Below are 11,416 nucleotides of genomic sequence, written 5' to 3'. Positions count from 1 at the left end.
CGCATCAAACCGATTTGCGACATGACTGTCCTCACCCAGTGCTTACCGGATTTATGCATTTTTACACGACTTTTTCGAGATACTTCGGTAAAGTCATCTTTTCTTTGCATTTTCATTCAAAGAGATCCCCCTGATGTTTCTTTATCATTTAGTGTCCTAAAAATATCCTATTCCAAAATAGTCCCCCTAAATAATCCATTTATTATACCAAGGAATTATATTAAAGTCAAAGACTTTGCTGCAATGAAAACGTATTTTTCGTCTTATGTTGCTCATGAAACACCAGTTGATTACAACTGGTGTCATGATTATTCTTACTCTTCTTTTTGAGTAGTACAAATAACAGCATTCCTCCGAGCAAGGAGAGGGAGGTTTGCGATTCCTAACCTGTGCTTGGCAAGGCTTGGAGAACAGATTCGGATAGGGTTTGAGATGGAACTTGCTGAGCAGGCGTAATCGCTTCAGATTCGGAGACTGATTCTGAGATGGATTCGGAGACGGACTCAAAGACAGATTCCGATACGGAGCGACTCAAACTCTCTGTCATAGACTGGGAATGAAAAGAAAAGATAAGATTACTCTCATCTTTTCCATTTTTCTAAAATTGAAATCTTTTGCATACATTTTTGATAGTCTTGCATCCTACCAGCTTTCAAATAAAAATCCTTGTGTAGATTCAATCGCCATCTATAGGCTCGTAATTCTGGCTCGATATCAAAACCAATCAATGATAAGACAGCAATACGTTCTTCAATGCTCTTCAGAGGAAAAACCGAAGAGATCTCAACTGTCTTGGGCACACTTGTTTGACGCTTACGATGATAATACAAACTAGTATTTGAATACACGATTCGCTCAGCCTTTAGGTATATTTTCCAAGTTGTGTAGTCATCCTCGACCTTTTCATCCTCTGGGTAGACAATTCCATCTAACAATGCAACCTTATACAATTTGCACCATGGGACGGTAAAACATTGACTGATCGAAAATCGACTCTCGTACTCTTTTTTAAACCATTCTCGTGGGCTAAAAATCTGCCTAAAGTAATCCTGTGCTTGCAGGTGGAAAGCAAATGAATTGGTCTCTTCCATAAATTGAGTAAAGTTAACCACAGCAATATCAGCATCCGTCTCTTTCAACGACTGATAGAGATATTCAATGTGATTCGGTTCCAACCAATCATCATTATCAACAAATAAAACATACTCACCACTAACCAGAGGCAGGGCTGTATTTCGTGCTGCTCCGACCCCTCCTCCTCCGAGTGCCTTATTCACCAATTTAACTCGACTATCTTTTTGACGATAAGCTTCACAAACACTGGCACTACCATCTGTAGATCCGTCGTTCACCAATATTAATTCAATGTTTTGATAGGTTTGATCTAAAATACTATCCAAACACTGCTTCAAGTAGATACCCGCATTGAATACAGGAACAATGACTGATACTTTTTCCATCCTATCTCTACTTTCTAAATCGATTCATCAAATCTAACTTAGCACTAATAGCTCGATAAAGCTCAATCTGACCTGCATAGAGGGCATCTACTTGACATTTTTTCAAACGAGCTACATAGGAATCTATCTGGGCGGCCGGATTATAGCCTAAGGCTACCAATAGCGCAATCCTTTCTTCCGCGTTACTGATCATGGTCGTGATGTCTTGCAACATGACAGACCGAGACAACCCTTCCGGTCGTTGTGAGTAATAATAGGGACCTTCATTGGTGAAATGGATCTGATTGGCTTTCAAATACAATTTATAGATCGTTGCATCGTCTTCTCTGAGACGACCTGTAGGGTAGCGGATATCTCCAAATAAGGACCTTTTAAATAATTTCAACGGAGAGAAGGTGAAAGCAAGGTGCATATTGTTTTTCATATTTCCCTCTAAGTCCAACCAGTCTTGGATGGAATAGACCGTCTGAAAATAGTTTCCTTCATGATGGTAAAAAAGGAAAGACTGCCGTTCCTCATTGAAAGAGGTGAAATTAGTGGCGGCAATATCCGAGCCTGACTCTCTCGCTCCGTCATATAGATGCTGGAGATAGTAATCTTCTACAAAATCATCTGAATCGACAAAGGTAATATATTCCCCCTTCGCACTGTCAATCCCCTTATTGCGTGCCGCAGACACCCCTGCATTTTCCTGGTGAATGACACGGATACGTTCATCTTTTTTGGCATATTCTTCCAAAACAAAGGCGCTCCCATCTGTCGAGCCATCGTTAATTAGTATCAATTCAAAATGAGGATAAGTCTGTTTCAATAAAGAATCAATGCAGCGGTTTAAGTAAGGCTTTACATTATAAACAGGGACAATAATACTAATTAAAGCAGGTACTGCTTGCGCTTCGTGTTCTTCTTTCACCGAAACCTCCTGTAGAGTTTGCGGCGCAACACCCACCCAAGCCTTTACGGAGTAAAGGTAGTCCGCATCTTCTGTAAACTGAATATCTGTATCAAAATTATGCTCAGCGGTGTGCTTGTGGTCAAGTTTCACCTTGGATGTCGCCTTCATCTGGAACCATTCATACTCGGAATCGATGTGTCCCAAGTCAATAGCCTGATAACCCCTCTGCATCAAATCAACTGCCAAGACCTTGGCTGTCGGCCCCAACATCAGAAGGACCAACTTATCATCTGCATGCTCTAGAATCGCTTCTAAAATGTCATCGTATTTAGCAAAAGCATTCTTTGATGGACAAACGATACGAGAAACAGAATCTGCTCCAGCAAACAGGTCGTTTCCAACCCCTGATCGACTGGTTTCACCTTCGACAATCAAAATATCTCGCCCCTGCCATAAGTCCTTAATGGCCGCAAAATAGGCTGCCGCAGGTTCCTTATCCACCAAGTCGATATAGGGACGCGAAATAAAGGTTGAACCGTACCAATCAGATTGACACTCGTGGGCATAAAATTGACCATAGCGCTCAAAATGACTCTTCCAAAATTGTTGAGCATTTGAATTATACCGTTCCAATCCTTGAAAGACATCTGGCAAACACACCACTAATTCCGGAGAACTTGGAATGGTCAAAATAGCTTTTAATGCCGCCGCTAATTCTGAATCATATGGCTGATAGGGGATGCTAGACCCCTGAATCACATCAATTTCTCCATCTCCAAATCGCACAACAGAGGACTGGTGTTCTTTGATATAAGCAAGGCTATCCAAAATCGGCAAAACACGAATTTCTTCTAATTTTCTCATCCTTTTCCCCCATCACATATAGCACTAAAGACAGCATCGATCAATAATTTTTTCGTAAAATACCCTTGTCGAACCAGGGGATTAAAGGCCCTTACTCTAGCCACAAATCCCTGATAGTCAGCTGGTGTCATAGCTTGAATTTTTTCAACCGCTTCATCCAGACTGTCCACAACCAAACCAAGTCCATTCGCCTCGATGATTTCCTGATTGGCAATTCCTCTCTGAACAATCACAGGGATTCCTGCTGCTACAAAAGCACCTAATTTATACGGACAATAGAGGGTTTGATACCCCTTGTCATGATCATCCATCCAGACCAAGCCAAATCCACCTTGCGACATTTCTAACAAGAGCTGTTCATCTGGGCGATAAGGCTGACGTTTTACCATGGTTGGCAACTCCACCTCTTGGCGACAATAAAGATGAACCTGAACAGGATAGTTCCAACTTTTCATGAAACTAAAACGCTCTGGTGAGCCCGGAAAGTGAATCAAGGGCTTGTAACAAGCTGGCAATTGCGGAGCATTGGTCGGATGATCCCACATCCCCTGAACTAGTGTCTTTTTCACAGTCAAACCATGTTCACGCAAGACATCAAGCATCTTTTGACTCGGGGCCACAATGACATCTGCTAGATTATAGTAGGCAATGGTCCGGTCCATCAAGTAATAATTTCCCGCAAACATTAAAGGAACAACATCGTGGATAAAAATCACAATTTTGATTTGATAGGCCTTCAACTTTGCCATCAAGCGCTCATCAAAATTCGTTGTATTCCAAGTCGGCGTTTGGAAGATGACAACATCCCCATGCCGCAAGCCAGCCACAATCCCATCCAAGCGTTTACTGAGTTCAGACGGACTATCTGCCTCCATATTATAAGCATAGACCCCCAGTTCACGATAGCCAAGCCCAATCGCAATATCTGTCACCATATTTTGTCCAAGCTGCGCCGTTGAAGATGCTGCTTGACCGTTTAAATTTGTAATATAGACTCTCATTTAGTTGTTTCCGTATTTATCTATCATCCGCTTGCGGAATTCCAAGTTCTTATAAGCTACTACATCCCCATTACGCAGTTTGCTATCCCGATTTATCTGCGAACGCCATTTGTAGGCGGCAATTTCCCGTGACAAATCAAAACCAAGCAAGCCCAGCACCTCAAGGCGTTCTGCTACTGGCTCCGTTGAAAATATTGTCGCCTGATCGGCTGTCTGAGTCATCGACCCCGCATTGACACGATAAATCAGACTAGAGCGATGCATATAGGCGATTCGATTCGCTGCCAAGTATGTTTTCCAAGTTGTCCGGTCGTCCTCCCCAAAACCATCTGTCGGATAGAGGATGTATTCAAACAGAGACTTTTTATACATTTTGCTCCAAGGTACTGTGAAACAGAGGGAAATATTGTGGCCAACACCATATTGGAAAGCAAACCACTCTTCTGGGCTATAGACAGCCTCGTAATAATCGTCTGCCGCAATATGTAAATTGAACTGCCCGGTTTCCTCGTAATACTGAGTAAAGTTGGAAATGGCTACATCACTTCCTGTACGAGTAAGAAGCTCATGCAAATCAGAAACATGATTAGGATCAATCCAATCATCTGCATCCACAAATACAATATAGTCCCCTGTCGCCACCTCAAGGGATGTATTACGGGCCGCGCCTAGACCCTCATTCTTCACCTTGTGAACCACTCTAACCCGTCTATCTTGCTGACGTAACTGCTCGCACAAGAGAGCTGACCCGTCTGTCGAACCATCATTGATCAATAAAATCTCTAGATTTTTATAATCCTGTGCCATAATACTTTCGACACATTGACGAAGATGTTTTTCCCCATTGTAAACAGGTACAATTACACTCACTTTTTCCACTTAAACGCCTCATTCCCTCTTAAATATTACCTTTATCATAGCATGCCTAGACTAGAAATGCAAAAATAGTCTGTCATTTTTCTGTAAACAAAAAGGGGGTTTTCCCCTTTTTAACGATAGATTCCATAATACTGGTGAGCTGACCACAGTCCCGTCACCATGGCTTGAACCAACTCTGGATCCATCAAGAAATCTATAACTTCCTGCCCATTGAGGTATCCAGCTTCGCTCTTAAAACCTGTGAAAGCTTGGCAGCGTTCCTCTAGTTCCTTCCGAATGTCCAGATGCTTTTGTGGATTTGGCAAAGGCTGGTTCACATCACAAGCTCCTACCAAAAACTCCTCAACCGTCATGTGGTTGGCCAACTCACGCAAACCAGAAAAACGCCCTTCTTCAAACCCTTGTTCTTGAATATTCAGAACAGGAGTTCCAAGCGCCAAACATGGCAAGGTTCCATGCAAACGAGTGGTAACGACAAAACGTGCTGACTGATAGAGGTAGAGGTAGTACTGAGCCACTTTCATCCGTTGAGAAGGGCTCATGTACTGGTGGTTGATATCCGCACTCATCCGAATAACCGGATAAATAGATTCTCTTGCCAACTTATCATAAACAGCATTGGGCAAATCAATCGCTAAGACAAAATCCTGCTTTTTCACATTCTTTTCTGGTTGAATGGTTAATGTCAAGCAACCAGACCAGTACGAGTCTACACCGATCGATTCAAGGAAGTCTTTGGTAGCTCCACTCCTCGCACCAACTGGACCATATTTTTTGAAAAATGCTCTATTTTCTTCTGTAGAAAATTGCTCTTGCACCGGTTCATCGATAAACATCGATATCAATAGAGGATCGATTTTTTCATTTTTTAATGGAAAATTTTCCGGGCGGTGGGAATACCAGCCATTCATGATAAGCTTGATTGATTCCTCACCATCATACTGGAACTCATTTAAATAATCCCTGTTCACATAGTAATCTATCTGTGGTAAAAAACGACTCGTCGCTACCGACTGAATCTCATCTCCTATATTACCTGTTGTGTAACTAAAAAGGGCATATTTGGTCATGGCATTTCCTGCTTTCGGTTATTTCGTTCTAGTATAGCACAGAATAGCATGAATGCGAAGCTAGTAGCTTAGATTGTTCGAGCTTGACCTACCTCATTATTGATTTTAAAGACATACTTATGCCCCTGGGTCAAACTATGATAGAAGCCATCTCCCTCATAGACTTGGAAAATCTGCATGGTCTTGCGACTTTCCTCATCCTTGTAAACATGTTGAACATAAGGATTGTCCGCAAAAACCTTCTCCAATAGTTCTTGACTAGCTAGACGAGCTTTGCCCTCGATACGAATCACTTGAATCAAGTAGTCTTCTTCTGATAGGGCGGTTACTGCCACGCGCTCATTCCCCATCAGTTGCTGATAGAAATGCGTTTCCGAACCAGTCATAAAGAAGATACCATTTTCATTGGCAGCTGTGATGTGGATAGGCCGCGCATGGGGATTGCCAGCCTGATCAACCGTCGCAAAAATCCCTAGCTTCATGCCTTCCAAAATTTCCATGACATCTTTGACTTCCATAAGTAGCCTCCTAGACTTACATTCTACCTAAATTATAGCAAATTCCATGGGGAAAGTTAAGGTTAACATTCAAAAATACTACCTAATATTTTCCCATCCCTCTAGCCCTGACGCCCACTCTTTAGCTGAGTTGTCTTTACATAGTCCCTAAACTGCCAAAGGCATAAAATGCCCAACAACCTTTCCTACTATTTTAGGCTGGTCTTCATAGAAGGCAAACTTATCCGGATGGTCTGGATTGATGGACACGAGACGAAAACCTTCCTCCTCCCGATACACACGCTTGATATAGGTATGACCAAACCAAACAATGGCATAGATACCGCCGTCATAATCAAAACCAGTCTCCTTGATAAGCGCCACCTCTCCTGATTGGAACATGGGCTCCATGGAATTACCCTTAATCCAAGTCGCCACGTCATGGTCCATCTCGCTATCGAAATAGACCGTTTCTGTTTCAAACTCATCCTCAAAGGCCTCACCAGGCCCTGCCGACAGCAAAATATTGGTTCGAACCTGATAGGCCACAAATTGTACAGACTGCTCTTGTTCCTCCAATAAACGCCGTGAGTAACGTATCACCTTTCCTTGATGAGCACTAGTCAGTTTATGGTAGACCGACAAGAGATTAAAATCTGCATCAAAATATCCCATTTCCACCAAAAATGTTTCTTCCAACGCCCGCAAATGCTTGGCATTGGGAACCGTCGTCTCCGATTCCCACTTAGAAATCGTCACCTTCCCGACACCAACTAACTTCCCTAAATTTTCCTGCGTTATCTCATTGGCCAAACGAATCGTTCGTAAACGCTCCCCTGAAAACATCCTTCACCTCAATAAGTTTCTTTATAAAGTAACTATATTATACAAAACAAATGAGTATCTGGCAAGACTAAATTTTCCCTTCGACAACTAAAAGGTCTATTTAACAAAAAGCATAGTCGCAAAAGGAATCACAGAGCCCCAGTCCGCAAGCGGTAAGACAAATGCGACACACAAGCTAGCCTGAACAACTTGAACAAGCACAAAAACATGAAGTAAACTCTTGAAGGAATACAAATCCGAGTATATAAACTGACATAAGCATTCTCTTTTTAATTTCCTCACATACCATGTATAATATAGTTGCAATAGTGAGAGGTGTATCCAATGAATTTTCCACTGAACATCAGTACTACAAAAGTTTGTAAAGAGGATTCGAGTATAGAATCTAGCATTCTCAAATCTGAGCCAACTTTTGACTTTGACAAAGAATTAAAAAGTGCTATGGACCAATACAATGGATTATTAAAAGAACTGATGGATAAATAAAATACTCTCTATACGAATTTGACATATTCACAGCGATTCTTGAAATAATGTCTATAATGAAAAAAGTGGTTATCAACCTGATTGTTGATAGCCGCTTTTCTATATTCTACTGTATTCTTATTACTAATAGTATCCTGACTGCAATCATTTATCAACTAAAAGTTCCACGCTTTAAACACGCTACACCTCACAAACTCCGACACACAGGGGCAACCCTCGCTAAACAAGCAGGTACTTCCATTGAAATAATTTCCGAAGCTCTAACTCATAGCGATACATCAACTACAAAAACGTATATAAATACATCTAACGTAGTCCCAATTGCAATGGGAGAAATCGCCTATCGAAACCTTATAAAAATTTAGGGGAAATTTTAGGGGAAACTTTTCAAAAAATCACGAAAAAAGCACCCGTAGGGGAAACCCTGCGAGTGCTCTGAAACGTTGATATATCGCGGTATATTAACGTTTACTAAATTGTGAAGCTTTACGTGCTTTCTTAAGACCTGGTTTTGGGTGATAGAAGTCAACTATCTGTAAAAGGCTATTAAATCAAGCTTTCAAAGCCCATTTTCATTACAAATAGATACTTATAACCCAATCTTACAAATAAGAGATTACCATTAGATTACCAAAAATCTGTTTTCGGAGCTTATGTAATTGAGGAATGAATATACAAGCCTTTCTAGATTCTCTTATTTTTTGATGGCTCTAAATCCAAACAGAAGTAATTTATAATATTATAAAACCTTATCAAACTTTGTATACTACGACTATTTTCCAATATACTCTACAGCCATACCATTTCCAAACTCTTGTCTGTACAATTTCCTCGCCTCTACTCTATGTCTATTCACAATATCCATTGTTTCACTTGAAAAACTAAGATCTGTAGTAGACCACTTATATCTACGCATACTATCTATAAACCTCATTTCAAATTTCCGTTCCTTGTATTGCCTACGATTTTTTAACCCTGAAGAACTAATAACAACACTTAATAAAAATTCTTCCGCAATTACTCGAACTGCTTGATAAATGGGGTTTGATAACGGAGAATCTCCGTAAGTATCTATAACTCCAAGAGAATTGTATCTCGTAAGAAGAGCAAATGATTCCTTTAACTCTGGGTCAACATGGACTCCACCATCATTATTAGCGACAAAAAGTACAATATCTCTTCTCGTAAAGACATTTTGCTTATCATCAAATATTATTTCATTCCACCAATCTTCAAATGTTAAATAGAATAACCGGTCACCGCTTTTATAAAAATCTAAATTTGGTTTATAAGTCAACTGATTATCTCTCATCTCTAAGACCAGAAGAGTCCATGTCGAAATTAAATTTGAAGGAGTGTACAAATAGCTCGACGAAAGATAGAGTATGCACCGATTTAACTGTTTAACTAGAGATTGTGAAGAATTTGTTTGATGCAATAAAACTCTCAAACTACTAGCAATTCGTCTCGCTTCAGTCTCATTTCCTTCATCAAAATAATCCACTGATCGTTTTAGGTAACTAAGCTGATCATTCCAATATTCCTCCAAATCAGCAGCATTCTTCTTAATTTTTACCAAAGACAATCCTCCTCTCTACTGTATTCTACTGTATTCTACTGTATTCTACTGTATTCTACTGTATTCTACTGTATTCTACTGTATTCTACTGTATTCTACTGTATTCTTATTACTAATAATACCCTGACTGCAATCACTTATCAACTAAAAGATAATATTGATTGCGGTCATTTTTGCTTGAACCAAACCAAGTGATGATTTCTAAATCACGAAGATGATGCAACATTTTGACAACAAACGAGCGACTTCTTCCTGTCAGTTCAATGGCTTTTGCTGTTGTCATCTTCTCACCTGAATTATACATGTAGTGAACCAGCAATTGCTCATCGGCATTGAGGTCTCCAAAATCAGTAAACTGTTTCTCTAAACTGTCTCTGGTTCGTAGGTGTCGGCTGACAATATTATTTTCAAGCGTCAGAACAACCTTGTTCCCAGGTTCAGAGTATTTTGGCTCATGAAGAAAGGCTGATTCCATCTCTGAGTAAATCCGTTTAACACCTTCATTCATCTCACGGACCCATCCAAACTCCGTCAGGGTTCTGGCAATCCGAGGATTTCTTGAAAACCGTTCATGCTTAATATTGTCAACGGTGACGATATTTGGAAATTTACCTGGGCTATGAATCTCCAGTCGATCATCAAACATGAGCACACGAATATGGTCGCCATAGACAGAGTAATCACGGTGAGTAACAGCATTGACAACACCTTCAAACCAGGCAAATTCTGGATACTCAGGCAAAATTTGAAATTTCCCATTGTCATCCAGATATTGGAACTCACGCAGCTGGGTACGGATAAAGTCACGAGCCTTAATAATCAGGGTTGGCAGAGCATCATCAAACGTCACCTCTTTGATGACATTAAAGCTAGTCCCTGTCCCCATGTCCGTGCCATCAAACCGCTGAAAACGAACACGAGCTTGAGGGAAGAAAGCTGATGGGTATTTACCAAAAAGCAAGATAGCAGCCTTGGTCAATTTTCCATTGACCAGAAAACGCCGAGCTTTGAGAATTTCTTCCGTAGAACGGTCTGAAATATCAAATCGATTCTTGAAATCCTGTACCAGACTATCATCAATGTCTTCCAAGGTTGCGTCAGCCACAACTTCATCCTCAAAGAAACGTTGTCCTTTATCATAGCTGAGCTGAGTTCGTTGTTCATAACTTAATTTTACCGTTTCATCCCCCTGACGCAGGTAAACTTCATCATTAGGCGCAGCAATCACTCGGTTTGAAGATAATTCAACTGAGATAACCAAAATCACATCGTCTTCACCCTTATGGTTTCTCACAGGGATTTCTTCAAAAGATAAGTCCAAAGGAGTGTCACGCATCTCACGGTCAATCTTTTTGAACTCATCAATGGGATAGGCTCTGCCATCTTTGAAGCCAGTAATGATGTTATTCTGCTTGTCGTCCTCAATACCGATGACCAGCTGACCACCGTCCGCATTAGCAAAAGCAATCAGGTGTTTGAGAAGTTCAGATGGCTTTTTGCGTGCAGATTTCCTGTCTAAATGTTGGCTTTCTGGTGAGAATTGGTAGTGGGATAGATTTTGATTCATATCATTCTCCTGAGTGTTATAGCTCTATTATAACATAACCAAATCAGTTTTTTGTCACTATGGAGCAACTGCCTGATTTATCATTATTACACTCTAATTACGCCTAAACAATTATATCAAGTAGCATCTAAATACTGTTACAACCTAGTCCTCGTCACCTTACAAAATCTATTGAAAATTTATCGCACGTTGTCAAGTCAAGTGCAACAAGTTCATTGATAACTAGAGTTCCAGAGGTTAAGTTGTTTGGGCTAGCCCAAACAGGAATTTTG

General features: G+C 40.6%; 11 protein-coding genes and 1 pseudogene. 1 reads left to right on the top strand and 11 read right to left on the bottom strand.

What is annotated here, in order from left to right; all coding sequences use genetic code 11:
* The 9 genes from RFK25_RS10690 to RFK25_RS10645 all read right to left on the bottom strand — a co-directional run.
* On the bottom strand, positions 1 to 116 hold a 116-nt coding region (locus RFK25_RS10690; RefSeq protein WP_443035560.1), incomplete at its 3' end, for a KxYKxGKxW signal peptide domain-containing protein.
* A 266-nt stretch (positions 117 to 382) separates the two neighbouring features.
* Positions 383 to 547 carry a hypothetical protein gene (locus RFK25_RS10685; RefSeq protein WP_332413394.1) on the bottom strand — a complete coding sequence of 55 codons (165 nt, stop codon included), beginning with the start codon at positions 545 to 547 and terminating at the stop codon, positions 383 to 385.
* Between the two features lie 34 nt (positions 548 to 581).
* Positions 582 to 1,460, bottom strand: a complete 879-nt coding sequence (locus RFK25_RS10680) for a glycosyltransferase family 2 protein (RefSeq protein WP_332413393.1) — start codon at positions 1,458 to 1,460, stop codon at positions 582 to 584.
* A 7-nt stretch (positions 1,461 to 1,467) separates the two neighbouring features.
* On the bottom strand, positions 1,468 to 3,219 hold the full coding sequence (locus tag RFK25_RS11790; RefSeq protein WP_443035559.1) for an SP_1767 family glycosyltransferase: 1,752 nt from the start codon (positions 3,217 to 3,219) through the stop codon (positions 1,468 to 1,470).
* Positions 3,216 to 4,220: a sugar transferase gene (locus RFK25_RS10665; protein ID WP_332413391.1), complete on the bottom strand. Its 1,005-nt coding sequence runs from the start codon at positions 4,218 to 4,220 to the stop codon at positions 3,216 to 3,218. The genes RFK25_RS11790 and RFK25_RS10665 overlap by 4 nt, the downstream gene beginning before the upstream one ends.
* A complete protein-coding gene (locus RFK25_RS10660; RefSeq protein ID WP_248050503.1) occupies positions 4,221 to 5,090 on the bottom strand; it encodes a glycosyltransferase family 2 protein in 870 nt (289 codons plus the stop codon). It abuts the gene before it with no gap.
* A gap of 119 nt (positions 5,091 to 5,209) precedes the next feature.
* Complete coding sequence (locus tag RFK25_RS10655; RefSeq protein ID WP_332413389.1) at positions 5,210 to 6,169, bottom strand: polysaccharide pyruvyl transferase family protein; 960 nt, start codon at positions 6,167 to 6,169, stop codon at positions 5,210 to 5,212.
* Positions 6,170 to 6,237: 68 nt separating this feature from the next.
* Positions 6,238 to 6,687, bottom strand: coding sequence for a pyridoxamine 5'-phosphate oxidase family protein (locus tag RFK25_RS10650; protein ID WP_332413387.1), 450 nt, complete (start codon positions 6,685 to 6,687; stop codon positions 6,238 to 6,240).
* A 147-nt stretch (positions 6,688 to 6,834) separates the two neighbouring features.
* Positions 6,835 to 7,512 (bottom strand): LexA family transcriptional regulator, encoded by a 678-nt coding sequence (locus RFK25_RS10645; RefSeq protein WP_332413386.1) that lies wholly within the window; start codon positions 7,510 to 7,512, stop codon positions 6,835 to 6,837.
* 650 nt (positions 7,513 to 8,162) lie between these two features.
* Between RFK25_RS10645 and RFK25_RS11785 the strand changes: the two are divergent.
* Positions 8,163 to 8,363, top strand: a pseudogene (locus tag RFK25_RS11785) (tyrosine-type recombinase/integrase); the annotation flags it as partial.
* A gap of 407 nt (positions 8,364 to 8,770) precedes the next feature.
* Here RFK25_RS11785 and RFK25_RS10635 read toward each other — a convergent pair.
* Both RFK25_RS10635 and RFK25_RS10630 read right to left on the bottom strand, forming a co-directional pair.
* Complete coding sequence (locus RFK25_RS10635) at positions 8,771 to 9,577, bottom strand: hypothetical protein (protein WP_044720333.1); 807 nt, start codon at positions 9,575 to 9,577, stop codon at positions 8,771 to 8,773.
* A gap of 133 nt (positions 9,578 to 9,710) precedes the next feature.
* The gene (locus RFK25_RS10630) at positions 9,711 to 11,144 is read right to left on the bottom strand and encodes an ATP-binding protein (protein ID WP_332413383.1); all 1,434 of its coding nucleotides are present in this window, start codon (positions 11,142 to 11,144) and stop codon (positions 9,711 to 9,713) included.
* Positions 11,145 to 11,416 lie beyond the last annotated feature (272 nt).

Origin of the sequence: Streptococcus sp. SS-4456 (genome assembly GCF_036680365.1) — a bacterium.
GTDB lineage: Bacteria > Bacillota > Bacilli > Lactobacillales > Streptococcaceae > Streptococcus.
Note: the sequence above shows the minus strand (reverse complement) of the source record. Positions and strands in the feature narration are given on the sequence as shown.

Excerpts from the sequence above, each read along its gene's own strand:
- RFK25_RS10685 (WP_332413394.1), bottom strand. The coding sequence starts at position 547 with ATGACAGAGAGTTTGAGTCGCTCCGTATCGGAATCTGTCTTTGAGTCC.
- RFK25_RS10680 (WP_332413393.1), bottom strand. The coding sequence starts at position 1,460 with ATGGAAAAAGTATCAGTCATTGTTCCTGTATTCAATGCGGGTATCTAC.
- RFK25_RS11790 (WP_443035559.1), bottom strand. The coding sequence starts at position 3,219 with ATGAGAAAATTAGAAGAAATTCGTGTTTTGCCGATTTTGGATAGCCTT.
- RFK25_RS10665 (WP_332413391.1), bottom strand. The coding sequence starts at position 4,220 with ATGAGAGTCTATATTACAAATTTAAACGGTCAAGCAGCATCTTCAACG.
- RFK25_RS10655 (WP_332413389.1), bottom strand. The coding sequence starts at position 6,169 with ATGACCAAATATGCCCTTTTTAGTTACACAACAGGTAATATAGGAGAT.
- RFK25_RS10650 (WP_332413387.1), bottom strand. The coding sequence starts at position 6,687 with ATGGAAGTCAAAGATGTCATGGAAATTTTGGAAGGCATGAAGCTAGGG.
- RFK25_RS10645 (WP_332413386.1), bottom strand. The coding sequence starts at position 7,512 with ATGTTTTCAGGGGAGCGTTTACGAACGATTCGTTTGGCCAATGAGATA.
- RFK25_RS10630 (WP_332413383.1), bottom strand. The coding sequence starts at position 11,144 with ATGAATCAAAATCTATCCCACTACCAATTCTCACCAGAAAGCCAACAT.